Source organism: Pseudoxanthomonas sp. SORGH_AS_0997, from assembly GCF_031453535.1.
GTDB classification, from domain to species: Bacteria; Pseudomonadota; Gammaproteobacteria; order Xanthomonadales; family Xanthomonadaceae; genus Pseudoxanthomonas_A; species Pseudoxanthomonas_A winnipegensis.
Genome location: NZ_JAVIZI010000001.1, coordinates 2,917,531 through 2,934,778, shown reverse-complemented (window position 1 = coordinate 2,934,778; position 17,248 = coordinate 2,917,531). Strand labels below are relative to the sequence as shown.

Annotated in this window: 15 protein-coding genes; 10 read left to right on the top strand and 5 right to left on the bottom strand. The window is 72.9% G+C overall.

All coding sequences use genetic code 11. The annotated features are described in order from the left end of the window. Window positions 1-69: 69 nt before the first annotated feature. From QE438_RS12845 to fabG, 7 genes are all read left to right on the top strand, one after another. Window positions 70-828 (top strand): lysophospholipid acyltransferase family protein, encoded by a 759-nt coding sequence (locus tag QE438_RS12845; RefSeq protein ID WP_306996319.1) that lies wholly within the window; start codon window positions 70-72, stop codon window positions 826-828. Between the two features lie 8 nt (window positions 829-836). Next, window positions 837-1,118 carry a hypothetical protein gene (locus QE438_RS12840; protein WP_130532421.1) on the top strand — a complete coding sequence of 94 codons (282 nt, stop codon included), beginning with the start codon at window positions 837-839 and terminating at the stop codon, window positions 1,116-1,118. Beyond that, window positions 1,115-2,098: an acyltransferase gene (locus tag QE438_RS12835; RefSeq protein ID WP_306995136.1), complete on the top strand. Its 984-nt coding sequence runs from the start codon at window positions 1,115-1,117 to the stop codon at window positions 2,096-2,098. The genes QE438_RS12840 and QE438_RS12835 overlap by 4 nt, the downstream gene beginning before the upstream one ends. Next, a complete protein-coding gene (locus QE438_RS12830; protein WP_306995138.1) occupies window positions 1,992-2,672 on the top strand; it encodes a LolA-related protein in 681 nt (226 codons plus the stop codon). The genes QE438_RS12835 and QE438_RS12830 overlap by 107 nt, the downstream gene beginning before the upstream one ends. Then, window positions 2,669-5,029 (top strand): MMPL family transporter, encoded by a 2,361-nt coding sequence (locus QE438_RS12825; RefSeq protein WP_306995140.1) that lies wholly within the window; start codon window positions 2,669-2,671, stop codon window positions 5,027-5,029. The genes QE438_RS12830 and QE438_RS12825 overlap by 4 nt, the downstream gene beginning before the upstream one ends. Further along, on the top strand, window positions 5,022-5,465 hold the full coding sequence (locus QE438_RS12820; RefSeq protein ID WP_306995142.1) for a phosphotransferase: 444 nt from the start codon (window positions 5,022-5,024) through the stop codon (window positions 5,463-5,465). Before QE438_RS12825 ends, QE438_RS12820 begins: the two co-directional genes overlap by 8 nt. Before the next feature lie 197 nt (window positions 5,466-5,662). After that, on the top strand, window positions 5,663-6,409 hold the full coding sequence (gene fabG, locus QE438_RS12815) for a 3-oxoacyl-ACP reductase FabG (RefSeq protein WP_306995144.1): 747 nt from the start codon (window positions 5,663-5,665) through the stop codon (window positions 6,407-6,409). A gap of 252 nt (window positions 6,410-6,661) precedes the next feature. Here fabG and QE438_RS12810 read toward each other — a convergent pair whose 3' ends face one another. From QE438_RS12810 to QE438_RS12795, 4 genes are read right to left on the bottom strand one after another with little or no spacing between them, the layout of a single operon-like run. Continuing rightward, window positions 6,662-8,284, bottom strand: coding sequence for a tryptophan 7-halogenase (locus tag QE438_RS12810; RefSeq protein ID WP_306995146.1), 1,623 nt, complete (start codon window positions 8,282-8,284; stop codon window positions 6,662-6,664). A 2-nt stretch (window positions 8,285-8,286) separates the two neighbouring features. Further along, window positions 8,287-9,099: a glycosyltransferase family 2 protein gene (locus QE438_RS12805; protein WP_306995148.1), complete on the bottom strand. Its 813-nt coding sequence runs from the start codon at window positions 9,097-9,099 to the stop codon at window positions 8,287-8,289. Continuing rightward, a complete protein-coding gene (locus QE438_RS12800) occupies window positions 9,096-9,881 on the bottom strand; it encodes a beta-ketoacyl synthase chain length factor (RefSeq protein WP_306995150.1) in 786 nt (261 codons plus the stop codon). Before QE438_RS12800 ends, QE438_RS12805 begins: the two co-directional genes overlap by 4 nt. Further along, window positions 9,878-11,071 (bottom strand): beta-ketoacyl-[acyl-carrier-protein] synthase family protein, encoded by a 1,194-nt coding sequence (locus QE438_RS12795; protein ID WP_306996321.1) that lies wholly within the window; start codon window positions 11,069-11,071, stop codon window positions 9,878-9,880. The genes QE438_RS12800 and QE438_RS12795 overlap by 4 nt, the downstream gene beginning before the upstream one ends. A 178-nt stretch (window positions 11,072-11,249) precedes the next feature. Between QE438_RS12795 and QE438_RS12790 the strand changes: the two genes are divergently transcribed. Genes QE438_RS12790 through QE438_RS12780 form a run of 3 tightly spaced genes read left to right on the top strand, consistent with a single transcriptional unit; the run spans window position 11,250 to window position 15,279 of the window. Further along, complete coding sequence (locus tag QE438_RS12790) at window positions 11,250-11,510, top strand: YcgL domain-containing protein (protein WP_130521674.1); 261 nt, start codon at window positions 11,250-11,252, stop codon at window positions 11,508-11,510. Then, a complete protein-coding gene (locus QE438_RS12785) occupies window positions 11,503-14,886 on the top strand; it encodes an ankyrin repeat domain-containing protein (RefSeq protein WP_306995153.1) in 3,384 nt (1,127 codons plus the stop codon). The genes QE438_RS12790 and QE438_RS12785 overlap by 8 nt, the downstream gene beginning before the upstream one ends. 36 nt (window positions 14,887-14,922) lie before the next feature. After that, the gene (locus QE438_RS12780; RefSeq protein WP_306995155.1) at window positions 14,923-15,279 is read left to right on the top strand and encodes a tRNA-binding protein; all 357 of its coding nucleotides are present in this window, start codon (window positions 14,923-14,925) and stop codon (window positions 15,277-15,279) included. Between the two features lie 12 nt (window positions 15,280-15,291). Here QE438_RS12780 and QE438_RS12775 read toward each other — a convergent pair whose 3' ends face one another. Further along, window positions 15,292-17,115, bottom strand: a complete 1,824-nt coding sequence (locus QE438_RS12775; RefSeq protein WP_306995157.1) for a monovalent cation:proton antiporter-2 (CPA2) family protein — start codon at window positions 17,113-17,115, stop codon at window positions 15,292-15,294. Between the last annotated feature and the right edge of the window lie 133 nt (window positions 17,116-17,248).

Here is a 17,248-nt window from a genome sequence, read left to right as displayed (position 1 = left end):
GCAAAATCCCGCCGCCCAAGTGCGCGGCGGCCGGGTATCCTGTCGGGCATGAGCATTTCGACAGAGAACATGGACGTGCAGCCGTCGAGGTCCCTGGGCCAACTGGCCTGGGGCGCCTGGAACCTGCTGCAACTGGCGTTCACGCTGCTCTGGACGGCCACCCTGTGCAGCCTGGTGCTGCTGCTCTACGTGCTGGGCGTGCCGGTCGCGCGCCTGCTGCGCATGGCCCCGCGCGTGTGGGCGCCGGTGCTGGTGGCCGGGGCGGGCGCCAAACTGGTGGTCGAAGGCGGGCAGGACATCGACTGGTCGCGCCCGCATCTGATCGTCTCCAACCACCAGTCGGTGATCGACATCTGCGCGCTGTACATGGCCGTGCCGGTGCCGCTGCGCTTCCTGCTCAAGGACGAGATGCGCAAGGTGCCGTTCGTGAACTGGTACGCGCGCGCCACCGGCATGCTGTTCCTGGACCGCGACAGCCGTCGCGCCGGCGCGATCGTGCGCCGCCAGGCCGCCGCGCTGCTGGCCGCCGGGCAGACCCTGTGCCTGTTCCCCGAGGGCACGCGCAGCCGCACCGGCGAGCTGGCCCCGTTCAAGGCCGGGCTGCTGCAGGCCGCCATCGACGCCGGCGTGCCGGTGATTCCGGTGGCGCTGGACGGCTGCGGCAAGGTGCTGCCGCCGCAGGGCCTGTTCCGCGTGCGGCCCGGCACCATCCGGGTACGCATCGGCACGCCGATCGACCCGCACCAGCCCGGCGACCCGCTGGACCGCCAGGCGCTCACCCAGCGTGTCCACGACGCCGTGCGCACGATGCTGGAACCCCGGATCTGAGCCAGGGCATGGAATTCGCCGTCGCGTCCGACCACCCGGCCCTGCCGGGCCATTTCCCAGGCCAGCCGATCGTGCCCGGCGTGGTGCTGCTGGACCATGTGCTGGAGGCGATCGCCGCCGCGCACGGCCCGTTGCCCGGCGCGCTGCGCCTGCCGCAGGTGAAGTTCGTCCAGCCGCTGCTGCCGGACCAGACCGCGCGGGTGGAACTGGACGGCGCCGCGCCGCGCTGGAAGTTCCGCGTGCTGCGCGCGGACACCGTGCTGGCCAGCGGCGAGGTGGTGGTCGCATGAGCACGGCCTGGAAGCAACGCCCCGAGGGCGGCAACCGTCTGGCCCTGCGCGTGCTGCGCGCCATCGCCTGCCACGGCGGGCGCGGCCTGGCGCGCGCGCTGCTGTGGCCGATCACGCTGTACTTCATGGCCGTGCGCGGGCCCGAGCGCCGCGCCTCGCGCGCCTACCTGGCGCGCGTGCTCCATCGCCCGGTGCGCTGGCGCGATGTCGCCCGCCACATCCACACCTTCGCCTCGGTGATCCTGGACCGGGTGTTCCTGCTGAGCGGGCGCATGGGCGAGTTCGAGGTCGGCGTCACCGGCCTGGACCAGCTGCATGCGCAGATGGACAAGGGCCGCGGCGTGCTGATCTTCGGCTCGCACCTGGGCAGCTTCGACGCGCTGCGCGTGCTGGCCCAGGAGCGCCCGGACGTGCAGGTCAAGGTGGTCCTGGACAAGGCCCAGGCGCCGGCGATGACCGAGATGCTGGCCGCGCTCAACCCGCGCCTGGCCGACTGCATCATCGACGCCAGCCAGGACAGCACCTCGATCGTCATGGCGATCAAGCACGCCACCGACGAAGGCCACCTGGTCGCGCTGCTGGTCGACCGCGCGCGGCCGGAGGACCCGTGCCTGCCGGCGCAGTTCCTCGGCGCGCAGGCGCAGTTCCCGACCTCGCCGTGGCTGATCGGCGCGGTGCTCAAGGTGCCGGTGGTGCTGGCCTTCGGCCTGTACCAGGGCCGCGCGCGCTACACGCTGGCGTTCGAGACCTTCAGCGAAGGCCTGGAGGTGCCGCGCCGCAACCGCGCCGCGACCCTGGGCGCACTCATCCGTGGTTATGCCGCGCGGCTGGAGCATCATGTGTGCGCCGCGCCCTACAACTGGTTCAACTTCTATGATTTCTGGAACACCAAGCCCGACCCGGATCCTGCCGCTGTGGTTCCGGGCGCTGACGCTGACGCTGCTGTGCAGCGCCGCACCGCTGTCCGCCGCGTCGCCTGACGCGGTCGATCCGGCCTGGATCCTGTCCAAGATCGCCCGCAGCGGCGATATCTCCACCCCGTTCGTCGAACTGCGCGGCTCGGCCCTGCTCAAGGCGCCGCTGCGCGTGGAAGGCCGCTACGCGCGCCAGGCCGACACCACCCTGGTGCGCGAGGTCACCGCGCCCTACCACGAGAAGATCACGCTGAAGGGCCAGACCGCCACGCTGGAGCGCGACGGCAAGGCCACGCGTACCTTCTCGCTGGCGCGCGCGCCGGAGTTGGCCGATCTGCAAAAAGGCTTCGGCGCCCTGCTGAGCGGCGACGCCAGCCAGCTCGAGCAGCATTACGCGCTCAGCGCCACCGGCACGCGCCAGGCCTGGCAGCTGCGCCTGGACCCCAAGGACGCCACCGCGGCCAAGGTGCCGGTGCGCGGCATCCAGCTCTACGGGCAGGGCGCCGAGCTGCGCTGCATCGAGACCACCGACGCCAAGGGCCAGGCCCAGCGCACGCTGCTGGCCGGCGCGGCGCATGCGGCCCAGGGCGTGGATGACGGCGCGGCCCTGACCGCGCTGTGCCGCGGCCACGCCGGGTGAGTCTGCCGCCCGTCGCGCGCACCGGCCTGGCGCTGCTCTGGCTGGCGCTGCTGCTCGCGCTCGGCGCGTGGATCGGCAGCACGCTCAAGCTGTCCGGCGACCTGCGCAAGTTCATGCCCGAGGCGCGCACCCCGGCGCAGAAGCTGCTGCTGGACGAGCTGGGCGAAGGCCCCGGTTCGCGCCTGCTGCTGCTGGCCATGTCCGGCAGCGATCAGGCCACGCTGGCGGCGCAGTCCAAGGCGCTGCGCGCGCGCCTGGCCAGCCAGCGCGAGGCGATCTCGATGGTCGCCAATGGCGACGTGTCGCCGGGCGATGCGATCCCGGCCCAGTGGCTGCCGTACCGCTTCCTGCTGACCGACCGCTACGACGCCCATCCGCTGGACGCGGCCACGCTGCACGCCGAACTGGCCGAGCGCGTGCAGGACCTGGGTTCGCCGGCGGCCGAGATGATCGAGCCGATGCTGCCGCGCGATCCCACGCTCGAACTGCTGTACGTGGCCCAGCGCCTGCAGCCGGCCAGCACGCCGCAGCTGATCGACGGGGTGTGGTTCGACAAGGCCGGCAAGCGCGCGCTGCTGGTGGTGGAGACGGTGGCCGGCGGCTTCGATCCCAGCGGCCAGCAGCAGGCGGTGGGCGGCATCCGCGCCGCGTTCGAGGCTGTGGCCAAGGGCAGCACCAGCCAGCTGCTGCTGACCGGACCGGGCGCGTTCTCGGTGGAGATCAGCACGCGCACGCAGAACGAGACCCAGTGGATCGGCATGCTCGACACCGGCGGGCTGATCCTGCTGCTGCTGATCGCCTACCGCAGCTGGAAGATCCCGCTGCTGGGCGTGCTGCCGCTGGCCAGCGCCGGCCTGGTGGGCATGGTCGCGGTGATGCTGTGCTTCGAACAGGTGCATGGCATCACGCTGGCCTTCGGCTTCACCCTGATCGGCGTGGTGCAGGACTATCCGATCCATCTGTTCAGCCATCAGCGTCCGGGGCTCTCGCCCTACGCCAACGCGCGCCATCTGTGGCCGACGCTGGCCACCGGCGTGGTGTCCACCTGCATCGCATATGTGACCTTCTTCTTCTCCGGCGTCGAAGGCCTGCGCCAGCTGGCGGTGTTCACCATCTGCGGGCTGGGTGGCGCGGCGCTGCTGACGCGTCTGCTGCTGCCGGCGCTGATCGATCCCTCGCCGCGCGACTATGCCGACTCGCGGCTGATGGCGCGGCTGTTCGTGCTGATCGATCGCCTGCCGCGGCCGCGCTGGTCGCTGCTGGGCCTGGCCGTGGCGGCGGCGGTGGTGATCGTCGCCAGCCCGACCCCGTTCTGGCAGGACGACCTGTCCAAACTGACTCCGGTGCCGCGCGAATCGCTGATGCAGGACGGGGAGCTGCGCAGCGAGCTGGGGGCGCCGGACGTGATGTACGTGCTGAGCCTGCAGGCCCCCGACCGGCAGGCCGCGCTGGCCGCCTCGTCCGCCCTGCGCACGCGCCTGGATGCGCAGGTCGCCGCCGGCAACCTGGCCAGCTACGACATGGCCGCGCGCTATCTGCCGACCATCGCGACCCAGCGCAAGCGCCAGGCGCAGCTGCCCGCGCCGCAGGCCGCGCGCACGATGCTGGAACAGGCCACCGCCGGGCTGCCGTTCCGCAGCGATGTCTTCGCCCCGTTCCTGGCCGACCTGGAGCAGGCGCGCACCGCCAGGCCGCTGGACGCGCCGGACCTGGCCGACACGCCGCTGGCCACGGGCGTGCAGGGCCTGCTGCTGGAAGGCGAGGGCCATACCACCGCCCTGGTCTCGCTCAGCGGCCTGCGCGATCCGGCCGCGCTCACCGCGGCGCTGGCAGGCACGGGCGCGCAGCTGATGGACCTGCGCGAGGCCTCGCGCACGCTGGTGCTCACCTACCACCGCGTGCTGGTGGCCATGGGCGTGGCCGCGGTGCTGCTGGCCATCGCCGTCAGCGTGTCGCTGCGCGAGCGCCGCCGCATCGTGCGCGTGCTGCTGCCGATGGGCCTGAGCGTGCTGCTGATCCTGGCGGTGCTGCGCGGCGCGGGCGTGGAGCTCAACCTGTTCCACCTGATCTCGCTGATCCTCGGCGCCGGGCTGGGGCTGGACTACGCACTGTTCTTCGACCATGCCGGCGACGATGCGGCCGACCAGCGCCGCACCCTGCACGCGCTGATCGTGTGCAGCCTGATGACGCTGCTGGTGTTCGTGCTGCTCGGCCTGTCCAGCATCCCGGTGCTGCGCGCGATCGGTTCGACCGTGGCGATGGGCGTGGTGTTCAACTTCGTGCTGGCGCTGCTGGTCTCGCGCGAGCACGCGCGCGGCGACGATGCGCCGGGCGCGCAGGCCGCCGCGCATGGCTGAGGTTGCGCTGCCGCGCACGCGCGCGGAGATCGCACGGCTGGTGCCGCACCAGGGCCTGATGTGCCTGTGGGAGGAGGTGTTGGACTGGAGCGACACGGCGCTGGTCCTGCGCAGCCACGGCCATCGTGCGCCCGACCATCCGCTGCGCCGGCATGGCCGGCTGCATGCGGTGCACCTGTGCGAATACGGCGCCCAGGCCATGGCCGTGCACGGCGGCCTGCTCGGCCAGTCCAGCGGCGCGCCGGTGCGACCGGGCATGCTGGTAGCACTGCGCGGCGTGCAGCTGCACGTGGACACGCTCGACGGCCTCGAGCAGGCGCTGGAGGGCCATGCCGAGCTGCTGATGCACACGCCCGACAGCCAGCAGTACGGCTTCCGCATCCTGCACGCCGGCACCCTGCTGGCAGAAGGCCGCGCCTCGGTGATGCTGGGCTGACGCGAGGGGGGGCCGTGCTTGGTTTGGCTTGGCTTGGCTTGGTGGGAGCCGCCATGGCGGCGATGGGGCTTTACCGACCATCCCTCGGCACCGATAAAAACTGAGGCTCTACCGGGGAAAGCCCCATCGCCGCCATGGCGGCTCCCACCGAGCCAAGCGAATCCAAGCAAAGCACACTGCATTGCTACCATGCACCCATGACTTCATCGACGACTTCAAAGCCGGCGCGACGCGCGCTGGTGACCGGCGGCAGTGGCGACCTGGGCGGGGCGATCTGCACCGCGCTGGGCGCGGCAGGCTTCGAGGTGATCGTGCATGCCAACGGCAACCTGGGGCGCGCCCAGGCCGTGGCGCAACGCATCGCCGAATCCGGCGGACGCGCGCAGGCCGTGGCCTTCGACCTGGCCGATGCCGATGCCTGCGCGGCCGCCATCGCCACCCTGCTGGAAGCCGGCCCGGTGCAGGTGGTGGTCAACAACGCCGGCATCCATGACGACGCGCCGATGGCCGGCATGAGCGCGCAGCAGTGGCATCGCGTCATCGATGTCTCGCTGCACGGCTTCTTCCACGTCACCCAGCCCTTGCTGCTGCCGATGGCGAGCACGCGCTGGGGCCGCGTCATCAGCGTCTCCTCGGTCGCGGCGGTGATCGGCAACCGCGGCCAGGTCAACTACGCCGCGGCCAAGTCGGCCCTGCATGGCGCCACCAAGTCGCTGGCGCGCGAGATGGCCAGCCGCGGCATCACCGCCAACGTGGTCGCGCCCGGCGTGATCGAGGGCGCGATGATCGGCGCGCAGTTCCCGCCCGAGGCGATCAAGCAACTGGTCCCCGCCGGCCGCGCCGGCAAGCCCGAGGAAGTCGCTGCGCTGGTGGCCTTTCTCTGCTCGGACGCCGCCGGCTACATCAACGGCCAGGTGATCGGCGTCAATGGCGGGATGGCGTAGGAAAGGCCGCCGATAGGCTCTCGGCCTCAAGCAGGGCAAACAGGAGGGCGAAGCGCTCTGCTTTTGCGGGAGCAACTGTCTCTCAGGTCACGCCGCGGCCCCTTGTAGAGCGGAGCTTGCTCCGCTGCGTCCCGACCGGATCATCGGCAAGGCCTAGCGGAGCAAGCTCCGCTCTACAGGTGGGAGCCGCCATTGGCCCAACAGGCCACAAGGGCGGCTCCCACCCGGCACACCTACAACCCACAGCGGGGGTTATGCCGCCTCTGCGTACCAGGCGGGTTCCAGCGACGCGATAGGCGGCGCGGTGCCGGCCAGCAAGGCCGCCAGGTCATGATCGTCGAGGTCCGTATGCGCCGCATTGGCGCGGGCCAGGATCTCGCCGGCCAGCCATTCCATGCGTGCGACGTTGGACGCCAGACGTGCGGCCAGGGCGTCGGAATCGAGCGTGTCGTTCAAGGCACGGTTGAGTTCGAAGAACCAGTCGATCGCGTACTGGTCCAACAGGCGCCCGTCGGTCAGCGGGGCAGGGTGTGGCGCGTTGCGCCGGCCCCATTCGGCCAGCAAGGCCTGCACGGCCAGATTGAGCGCGCGTCCGCGCTGGAACAGCGGCCGCAGCCGCCCCAGCAGCGGCACATCGGTCAGGCGTCCGGCGAAGTACAGCGGCGCCAGCAGCGACCAGTAGTAGGTGTAGTCCCAGATCACCTTGACCGGCATCACCTGCGCATCGCCGAACAGCGGGTACTGGCCCTGGTAGAGGGTCAGCGTGTTCTCGTAGAAGCCGCTGTAGAGCTGGTTGTAGATGCCCGCGTACGGTGCGATCCCTTCCCCGGCGCGATCGCGCGCGACCAGGTCGGTGATGTAGCCGTTGGCGATGGCGATGAAGTCGCTGCCCGGCGAATAGAACGGGTCCAGGAACACCCCGGCCTCGCCGGTCAGCGCCCAGCGGTCGCCGGAGAACACCTGCTTGCAGCCGTAGGAGAAATCGCGCAGGAACATGAAGTCCATCAGCGCATGCTCGGGCCGCTCCAGCGCGGCGGCCACGCGCGGCTGGTGCGTGCGCAGCCAGTCCATCGCCTTGGCGTGGGTGTTCATCGTCTCCAGCGGATGCGCATCGGCATCGCAGACGATGCCCAGCGAATGCGCGCCGCAGGACAGCGGGATCAGCCAGAACCAGTAGCCCGGTCCGCACATGTGATTGGTCGAGCGCCAGCGGTCCGGCGGCGTGCAGCGCGCCAGCCAGGCCGGATCGTCGGACCAGTCGTTGGGATCGATGAAGCCTTCCACGCGCCACCACACCGCATTGGCATGGTGCGCGTTGGGCTGGGCCAGGCCGAGCTTGCGCTTGAGCAGGCCGGCGCGGCCGCTGGCATCGACCACCCAGCGCGCGTCCAGCATGGCCGCCGCGCCGTCGCGTTCGAAGCGCACGCCGTGATCGGCCTCACCGGAGGCCAGATCCACGCCACGCACGCTGGCGCCATCGATAAAGTCCACGCCCAGCGCACGCGCGCGCGCGCCGAGGAAGTTCTCGAAGCGGCCGCGGTCGATCTGCCAGGACGGGGTGGGCAGCAGCTGGCTCACGCCCAGTTCGGTGCACTGGTCGATCCGCCACTGGCCCTCGGAGAAGAAGAAGCGGAAGCCGAACTTGCGCAGATGCTCGGCATCCAGGTGCGCGCGCAGGCCGAGCACATCGCTGAAGTAGTGCGCGCCGATCTCCACGGTCGACTCGCCCACCTTGAACGCGCCTTCACGCACCGGATGGGCGCGGCGCTCGATCACGCTGATGGCCAGGGCCGGGTCGCGCGCCTTGAGCTGCAGGGCCAGGGTCAGTCCGGCCAGGCCGCCGCCGAGGATGGCCACATCGGTCCGCGCATTCATCTTCAGGCTTCCGCCGCCGGGGAGGGAGCCGGCACCCTAGCAAACTCGCCGTGTGGGTCGTGGATGACCGGGCGGGTGGCGCGGATGCCGCGATAGACCGACAGCAGCCGGCCATGGCGCAGCACCTGGCCGACCACGTGCGTGGTGATCCTGCACAGGTCGCGCACCAGGCGGAAATGGCTCTTGCGGAAGGTGCCCGGCTCGGTGCCGGCGTAGCGCGTCTCGATCGGCACCGACACCACGCGCGCGCCGGCGCGGCGCGCGGCGCTGATCAGCATCTGCGCCTCGAACACGAAGCCTTCGCCTTCCACCCCGTCCAGCGTGAACACGCTGCGCGGATAGAAGCGCTGGCCGCTCTGCGTGTCCACCAGGCGGAAGCCGCAGCCCCAGGCGATGCCCCAGTCGCCGAAGTCGTTGCCGATGCGGCGGATGATCGGCTGGCTGGCGCGCTTGCGCAGGCGTGCGCCGTTGACCACCCAGCCGGGGTAGGCATTGGCCGCTTCGAGCATGCGCGGGAAGTCGCTGGCCCGGTGCTGACCGTCGCCGTCCATGGTCAGCACGCCCTGCGCGCCCTGGCGCGCGGCCTCGGCGAAGCCGCTGCGCAGCGCCGCGCCCTTGCCCAGGCGCCGCGGATGGCGGATCAGCGTCACCGGCAGGCCGTCCAGGCAGTCGCTGGTGCCGTCGTCGGAGCCGTCGTCGACCACGATCACCCGCGGGCACACCGCCAGCGCGTCCTCGACCACTTCGCGGATGCGCAGCCGCTCGTTGAGCGCGGGGATCACCACAGCCACATCGTCCATGGTCAGTGCGCTCATCGGACGATCTCCACCTGCAGCACCGCGCCGTGGCCGGCGTCGAGGTGGCAGTGCGCGGCGTCTTGGGCCAGGGCGTCGAACAGCGGCAGCATCGGCGCCATCGCGTTGCCGGCGGCGAGGGTTTCCAGCGGGCCGGCCGGAGCGCGGTCGGCGCCGCCGGTGCCCAGCGCGGTGCGCAGGGCGAGGCCTTCGCCCTGCGCACTGAGCACCAATGCGGCGCCCAGCAGCCCCTGGCTGTGCGAGATGCGACCCAGCGGCCCCACCGACTGGCTGTCGTAGCCCACCAGCAGCACCTCCGGCGTGCCGGTGGCCAGCTGGGTCAGCGCTTCGAGCAGGCCCTGGGCGAAGCTGCCGTGGAAGGCGCTGATCGCGGTGGCCGGCGCATGCGTGCCGGCGCCGATGGTCCAGTAGCCGGCCGCGGCGTTGTGCACCGAGTTGTGGAAGCGGATCGGCGAGATGCCGGTCGGGTCGCTGGCCAGCTGGCGGCACATGTAGTCGGTGATGGCCAGATCGCCGTGGGTCGAGGTGAACACCGAGGGCAGGGCGGACGGGTCGCGGCCGGCGGCCTGGCACGCGGCCAGCGCCACTTCCAGGGCCACGGCCACCGTTTCCGGGGCGCGGCGGCGTTCGTTGGGCGCGAGCAGCTGCGGGGCCGGCTTGGCCGGCGCGTCGGGCGGCAGCGCGCCGCCGCGGGCATAGGCCTGCGCGGCGTCCCAGGACGGCAGGCCGCGGCACCAGAAGCCGATGCCGGCCACGCGGGCATTCAGGACCGGGGCGCTCATGCGCGGCCGAAGACCAGCGCGCAGTTGTTGCCGCCGAAGCCGAAGGAGTTGTTCATGGCGTACTGCACCGGGCGCCGCTCGGGCGCGAAACGGATCTGGGGACCGCACGCCGGATCGGGCGTGTGGGCGTTGAGGGTGCCGGGGAGATAGCCGGTGTCCAGCGCGATCAGCGCGAACACCGACTCGACGATGCCCGCCGCGCCCAGCGTGTGCCCGGTCCAGGCCTTGGTCGAGGCCGCGTGCAGCCCGTCGGGGAACAGCTTGGCCACCGCGATCGCCTCGACCGTGTCGTTGGCCGGCGTGGAGGTGCCGTGCAGGTTCAGATAGTCCAGCTGCGCGGGCTCGATGCCGGCGCGGGCCAGCGCATCGGCCATCGCCAGCTGCGCGCCCAGGCCTTCCGGATGCGGGGCGGACATGTGGTGGGCATCGCTGGATTCGCCGTAGCCGCGCAGCTGCAGGCCGGCCTGCGCCTGGTCCGCGCGTTCGATCAGGGCGAAGCCGCCGGCCTCGCCCAGCGACAGCCCGTCGCGGTGGGCATCGAAAGGCATGCACGGATTCTTCGACACCAGCTGCAGGGCGTTGAAGCCGTACAGCACGCTGCCGCACAGCGTGTCCACGCCGCCCACCAGCGCCGCATCGACCAGCCCGGCCTGGATCAGCCGCGCGGCCTGGGCGAAGACCTTGGCGCTGGACGAACACGCCGTGGCCACGGTCACGCAGGGCCCGGCCAGGCCGGTGGCGTGCTGGACGAAGTCGCCCAGCGAGTGCGGCGTGTGCACGATCGGGCGCGCCAGGTCGTCGGGGAAGCGCTCGCCTTCGGCGTCCTGCTCCAGGCGGGTATAGGCCTCCTCGCTGGCGCCGATACTCGAGGTCGAGGTGCCGATCACCACCGCCACGCGCGCCGCGCCGTAGCGGCCTGCCGCGGCCTGCACCGCGTCGAGCACGCCGTCCTCGCCCAGGGCGAGCCAGGCCAGGCGGTTGTTGCGGCAGTCCCACTGGGCCAGTTCAGGCGGCAGCACGACTTCCTCGACGCCGTCGACGCGGCCGATCCAGCAGTCCAGGCGCGGGGTCGGACCGAAGTCGTTGCGCCGCAGGCCGCTGCGGCGCGCTTCCAGGCCTTGCGCCTGCGCCTGGCGGCCATGGCCCAGGGCGGTGGTGGCGGTATAGGCCGTGATCGCCAGGGGCGTCATGCGGGACGGGGACGGCATCCAGAGCTTTGTGTCAGTCGATGGCGTTCGAGTATAGCCAGCGGCCTTGGCGTGACCGTGTGCACGCGCAGGTGGCGTTTCAGGTTCGGGTTTCGCCACTGCGGGCTTTGCCGCACAATCGTTGCGACTTTCCTGATCAATCGGATTCGCGCGCAACCGGATGCATGCGTTCGTCTACAAGAGCCTGCGCAAGGCCGACACGTACCTGTACCTGGCAGCGCGCGACGACTTCGCCCGTCTGCCCGCGCCGGTGCGCGCCCAGCTGGGCGAGCTGGCCTTCGTGCTGGAAGTGACCCTGACGCCCGAGCGCAAGCTGGCGCGGGAGGACATCGCGGTGGTGCGACAGAACCTGGCCAGCCAGGGCTTCCACCTGCAGTTCCCGCCGTTGGCGGCGATCCAGGATCCGATGCCCGATGCCTGACCCTGTCCGTCCGCCGATCCGCGCGGCGCTGGTGGCGCTGCTCGCCGGCCTTACCCTGGCGGCACTGACCTTCTTCGGCGGACCGGTTGCCGCGGTGGGCGCGCTGCTGGCCCAGCCGGCCCTGGCCCTGGCGGTGTCCTGGCAGGCGCGCACGCGCGCGCCGGCGCGGCGCGATTTCCTCAAGCGTGATCTGCTGCCGCTGCTGGTGGTGTGGGGCGCGGGCTTCGCCCTCGCGGCCGCGCTGCTGGCCTGGCCGCTGCAGGCGCTGCGCAGCGGCGGCTCGCTGGGCGCGGCGCTGGGCCTGAGTGCGGTGGTCGGCGTCTGCCTGATCGGCGTGTGGCGGGCCTGGCCGCTGTGGCTGGCGGTCGAACGCGAGGGCGGCGCGCTGTCGCGCCAGTGGCGGGCAATGGCCGACCGCGACGTCGGCGACTGGCGCGGGCTGGGCGTGGCCGCGGCCGTGGCGCTGGCCATCGGCGGCGGGCTGAGCCTGGCCTGGCCGGCGCTGTGGCCCAGCACCCTGCGCGCGGCCGGCGCGATCGTCTACGCGTTGGCGCTGCCGCTGCTGCATGCCGGCCTGCAGCGTGCCACCCGCGCCGGTGGCCTGCCGGTGCTGGACATGCCGGCCAAGCCCGCCGCCCGACCGGCGCAGAAGGCGCCGCCGTCCTTCGCCCCGGCGCCGGCGCCTGCCGCGCGCCCCCCGGCCGCCCCGGCACCGGCCGCCGCGCCGCGCGCCACGCCGGCACCCGCCGCGGCGGGTCCGGCCCAGGAGGCGGCGCTGTACGAGGCCGCGCGCAGCGGCCGGGTCGAGCGCGCGCTGGAGCTGATCGAGGCAGGCGCCAACCCGCGCGCCCTGCCGCCGCCGGACGCGCGCGACCAGCGCAGCCTGGCCGTGCTGGCCGCGGTGCTGCCCGACCTGCGCCTGCTGCGCACCCTGATCGCCAAGGGCATCGACCTCAACCAAGCCCACGCCGGCATGACCCCGCTGCTGGCGGCGACCCGCGACAGCTGGCACGGCCGTCCCGACGCGGTCACCACGCTGCTGACCAACGGCGCCGATCCGCGCCAGGCCGACCGCGAAGGCAACACCGCCCTGCACCACGCCGCGCGCAGTTCCGACCCCGGCGTGGCCGCGCTGCTGCGCGACGCCGCCGCCGAGCTGGACGCCCTCAACCACGACGGCATCACCCCGCTGGGCATCGCCTGCATCGCCGGCAACTGGCGTCTGGCCAAGTTCCTGCTCGAACGCGGCGCCCGCCCCGAACCCGCCGGCGGGCAGCCGGTGCTGCTGGCCGCCGCCGCCACCGAGGAAGACGACGCGGCCGGCGTGCAGCTCCTGCTCAAGCACAAGGCCAAGGTCGACGCGCGCGGCGCGCACGGCCGCAGCGCCCTGCACGAGGCCGCCCTGGCCGGCCATGCCGAGATCCTGGCCGCGCTGCTCGCGGCCGGCGCCAGCGTCGATGCGCGCGACGAAGCCGGCGCCACGCCGTGGCTGGAGGCCGCGCGCAGCGGCCGCGTCGCCGCGCTGGACACCCTGGCCGGCGCCGGCGCCGACCTGGCCGCGGTCGATGCCCGCGGCCGCAACGCGCTGCTGCTGGCCAGCACCGCCGAGCAGGTCGTGCCCGCGGTGGTCAAGCGCCTGCTGGAACTGGGCGTGGACCCCGAACGGCGCGACCTGGCCGACCACCGCGCCGCCGACCTGGCCGCCGCGGCCGGGCGCTGGGCCCTGGTCTCCCAGCTTGATCCCGAGTACCCGTTGCCGACCGCCGTCTCGGCGGCCGACACCCACGCCCCGCCGCCGGACCAGGCGCCGCTGGGCCTGCTGCGCGAGGCGCTGGAGCGCGGCGAACGGCGCGGCCTGGACGCGCTGGTGCGGCTGTGCTCGCCGCAGGAGCTGGGCAGCCTGCTGCATGCCCCGGCCCTGCAGGCGCAGGCCGACGCGGTGGCCTGGCTGCTGCGCCACGGCGCCTCGGGCGAACAGCCCGACGTGCGCGGCGACCTGCCGCTGCTGGCGGCGATGGCGCGCGGGCCGGCGGCGCTGCCGGTGATCCGGGTCCTGCTCGACGCCGGCCTGTCGCCCGCCGGCAGCGCCGGGCTGGCGCGCTTCCTGGCCGCCTGCCTCGCCTCCGATGCGCGCACCCGGCCGGAGGTGGCCGCACTGGCGCTGGAGCTGCTGGCCCGCGGCGCCGATCCCTTCGCCCCCGCGCCCGGCGGCGACCGCGCGCTGCCCCTGGCCGTGCGGCTGGACTGGCCAGCGCTGGTCGAGGCCTTGCTCGCCCTCGGCGTGGACCGCGAGGCCCGCGATGCGCGCGGCATGTCGGCGCTGCACCTGGCGACCGCGCTGGGCAATGTGGCGATGGTCCGGCGCCTGATCGCGGCCGGCGCCTCGCCCGACGCGCGCGCCGCCGACGGCCAGACGCCGCTGGGCGTGGCCCTGTCGGCCGGCCGCCGCGACCTGGCCGACTGGCTGGACTGGCGCGTCTGGCCGCTGCCGCGCCGCGCGCTGCAGCCGGCCGACCTGCCGGCCGCGGCCAAGGCCGGCGACGCCGACGCGGTGCGCCGCCTGCTCGACCTGGGCTTCGACGTGGACGCGCAGGACGCGCAGGGCTGCAGCGCCCTGCTGCGCGCGGCCGGCGGCGGCCACGGCGCGGTGGTCGACCTGCTGCTGGCGCGCGGCGCCGATCCGCAGCGCCCCGCGCGCACGGGCGCCACGCCGCTGTCGGCGGCGGTGAGCATGCGCCAGACCGCGATCGTCGGCGCCCTGCTCGATACCGGCGCCAGCATCGAATATCGCCTGCCCGGCGAGGTCAGCGTGCTGATGCTGGCCGCCGCGCTGGGCCTGCCCGATGTCGCCGCGCGCCTGCTCACCGCCGGGGCCGATGTGCACGCGGTCGATGCGCAGGGCCTGACCGCGCTGCACTGCGCCGGGCTGTTCGGCTTCATCGCCCGCGACCGGCCGCGCCTGCTGGCGCTGCTGGACACCTTGCTGCTGGCCGGCGCCCAGCCCGACGGGCCCGACGGCGGCACGGTCACCCCGCTGCTGCTGTTGCTGGGCGCGCGCGCCGAGCCGGGCACCGCCTGCGACGAGGACGTGATCCTGGCCGGCCTGGAGCGCCTGCTCGACGAGAACGTCGCGCTCGACGTGCGCGACCCGCGCGGCTTCGGCCCGCTGCACCTGGCCGCGCTGCACGGCCTGCTGCGCGTGGTCCAGCGCTTGCTGCGCGCCGGCGCCGACCCGGCCCAGCGCGATGCGCTGAACCGCATCCCGCGCGATATCGCGATCATGCGCGGCTTCGTCGATGTGGCCGGCGAACTGGCGCCGACCGTGGTGCCCGGCGCCGGCGCGCCGATCGCGCGCTTCCTGCGCGATCCGCGCTGAAGGCGGCGCACCGCTTCCGCCCCTGGATCCTCGCCGATGTCCGACGCGCCCGCCGCCGATGCCGTCCCCATCACCTGGACCGATTTCGAGAAGGTGCTGCTGGTGGCCGGCACCATCTTGAAGGTCGAGCCCTTCCCCGAGGCGCGCCGGCCGGCCTACAAGGTCTGGGCCGATTTCGGCCCCTACGGCCAGCGCAAGACCAGCGCGCAGATCGTCAGCCTGTATGCGCCCGAGGATCTTGTCGGCAGACAGATCGTGGCGGTGCTGAACTTTCCCGAGAAGCAGATCGGGCCGTTCCGGTCGCAGTTCCTGCTGACCGGCGCCTACACAGAGGAGGGCGTGGTGATCACCACGCTGGAGCGCCCGGTGCCCAACGGCGCGCGCCTGGGCTGAGCGCGCGCGGCCTCAGTCGCTGGCCGCCGGCTTGTCCGTCGTCGCAGACGCAGACGTGTCCGCTGTAGCGGGCGGCGCCGTGTCGGCGGCGACCAGCTTTTCCAGGTCGCGGCGCGCGTCGCGCGCGGTCTGGATCAGCGCCGCGTCGTCGTCGTAGACCAGGTACTGCTCGCGCAGCAGCTTCTCGTCGTGCGCGCGGAAGCGTTGCGCCTGCCGTGCGGCTTCTTCCTCGTCCACGCCCAGTGCGGTCAGCACGCGCTCGCCCATCTCCAGGCTGGAGCCGAAGGTCTCGCGGAAGGGCTCGGCGCTCAGGTCCATCAGCCGCCAGGCGTGCTGGCGATTGCGCGCCCGGCTGAGCACCGTGGCGGCCGGGTACATGCGCCGGATCAGGCGTGTGCAGCGGATGTTGGTGTCCGGATCGTCCATGGCCACCACGAACACCTTGCAGTGCTGCGCGCCGGCCGCGCGCAGCAGGTCGGGCCGGGTGGGATCGCCGTAGAACAGCCGCGCATTGCCGAAGCGGCGCAGCGTGTCCACCTGCTCGGCGCTGTGTTCGAGCGCGACGAAGGACACGCGCTGGGCGGTGAGCAGGCGCGCGACGATCTGGCCGAAGCGGCCCATGCCGGCGATCAGCACGCGCGGCTGCAGGTCCTCGACCTCCTCGAAGGCGCGCTTGGGCGCGGCCGGCGCGTGGTCCAGCCAGCGGCTGGCCGCGATCAGCAGCAGCGGCGTGGCGGCCATCGACAGGCCGACCATCGCCACCAGCCGGTCGCGCTGCTGCCCGCTCAGCAGGTCCGCCTGCGCGGCCTGGTTGAACACCACGAAGGCGAACTCGCCGCCCAGCCACAGCACCGCGCCCAGCTTCAGCGCCGCGCGCCAGCTCAGGCGCACCTGCCAGCGGCCCAGCGCCAGCAGCACGCCGGCCTTGACCAGCAGCAGGGTCAGCACGCCGGCGGCGATGATCTGCGGCTCGGCGCGGACGCGATCGATGTCGATGGACATGCCCACGGCGATGAAGAACAGGCCCAGCAGCAGGCTCTTGAACGGCTCGATCTGCGATTCCAGCTCGTGGCGGAACTCGGAGTCGGACAGCAGCACGCCGGCCAGGAACGCGCCCAGGCCCGCGCTCAGCCCGGCCAGCTGCATCAGCCAGGCCGTGCCCAGCACCACCAGCAGCGCGCTGGCCGTGAACACCTCGGGCATCCGGGTGCGCGCCACGATGCGGAACAGATGCCGCAGCGCCAGCCGGCCGAACAGCGCCACCAGCACGATCGCGCCGATCGCCTCCAGGCCCGTGGCCCAGCTCAGGGTCTGGTTCTTGGCCCCGCCCAGCAGCGGGATCGCCACCAGCAGCGGGATCGCGGCCAGGTCCTGGAACAGCAGCACCGCAAAGCCGGTGCGGCCGTAGTCGGTGGCCAGGGCCTTGCGTTCGGCGAGCAGCTGCAGGCTGACCGCGGTGGAGGACAGCGCCAGGCCCATGCCGATCACCAGCGCCTTCTTCCAGCTCAGGCCCAGGCGCAGACACAGCGCGCCGAGCACCAGCGTGGTCAGCAGCACCTGCAGCCCGCCGGTGCCGAACACCGGCTTGCGCATCACCTTCAGCCGCGAGGGCGAGAGCTCCAGGCCGATCACGAACAGCAGCATGACCACGCCGACTTCCGAGGCGTTGAGGATGCGCTCGGCATCGCGCACGAAGCCGAAGCCATGCGGGCCCAGCAGCGCGCCTGCGACCAGATAGGCCAGCACCGCGCCCAGGCCCAGCCGCTTGAACACCGGCACGGCCACCACGCCGGCCAGCAGGAACACCAGCGCAAGTTGCAGACCGCCGTCGTTCATCGAAACTCCCTTTGCGCCCCTTCCATTATGCGCCGCCGCGCGCGTACGACCGGCCGCGCGCGTGGGCTGCACTGTCATGGCGCCGGCGGGCCGGATGGCACTTGCCGCCGCCGCGCCGGGGCGGCAAGCTCGG

Excerpts from the sequence above, each read along its gene's own strand:
- QE438_RS12810 (WP_306995146.1), bottom strand. The coding sequence starts at position 8,284 with ATGAATGCGCGGACCGATGTGGCCATCCTCGGCGGCGGCCTGGCCGGA.
- QE438_RS12830 (WP_306995138.1), top strand. The coding sequence starts at position 1,992 with ATGATTTCTGGAACACCAAGCCCGACCCGGATCCTGCCGCTGTGGTTC.
- QE438_RS12845 (WP_306996319.1), top strand. The coding sequence starts at position 70 with ATGGACGTGCAGCCGTCGAGGTCCCTGGGCCAACTGGCCTGGGGCGCC.
- QE438_RS12785 (WP_306995153.1), top strand. The coding sequence starts at position 11,503 with ATGCCTGACCCTGTCCGTCCGCCGATCCGCGCGGCGCTGGTGGCGCTG.
- QE438_RS12795 (WP_306996321.1), bottom strand. The coding sequence starts at position 11,071 with ATGACGCCCCTGGCGATCACGGCCTATACCGCCACCACCGCCCTGGGC.
- QE438_RS12805 (WP_306995148.1), bottom strand. The coding sequence starts at position 9,099 with ATGAGCGCACTGACCATGGACGATGTGGCTGTGGTGATCCCCGCGCTC.
- QE438_RS12790 (WP_130521674.1), top strand. The coding sequence starts at position 11,250 with ATGCATGCGTTCGTCTACAAGAGCCTGCGCAAGGCCGACACGTACCTG.
- QE438_RS12775 (WP_306995157.1), bottom strand. The coding sequence starts at position 17,115 with ATGAACGACGGCGGTCTGCAACTTGCGCTGGTGTTCCTGCTGGCCGGC.
- QE438_RS12840 (WP_130532421.1), top strand. The coding sequence starts at position 837 with ATGGAATTCGCCGTCGCGTCCGACCACCCGGCCCTGCCGGGCCATTTC.
- QE438_RS12835 (WP_306995136.1), top strand. The coding sequence starts at position 1,115 with ATGAGCACGGCCTGGAAGCAACGCCCCGAGGGCGGCAACCGTCTGGCC.
- QE438_RS12800 (WP_306995150.1), bottom strand. The coding sequence starts at position 9,881 with ATGAGCGCCCCGGTCCTGAATGCCCGCGTGGCCGGCATCGGCTTCTGG.
- fabG (WP_306995144.1), top strand. The coding sequence starts at position 5,663 with ATGACTTCATCGACGACTTCAAAGCCGGCGCGACGCGCGCTGGTGACC.
- QE438_RS12780 (WP_306995155.1), top strand. The coding sequence starts at position 14,923 with ATGTCCGACGCGCCCGCCGCCGATGCCGTCCCCATCACCTGGACCGAT.
- QE438_RS12820 (WP_306995142.1), top strand. The coding sequence starts at position 5,022 with ATGGCTGAGGTTGCGCTGCCGCGCACGCGCGCGGAGATCGCACGGCTG.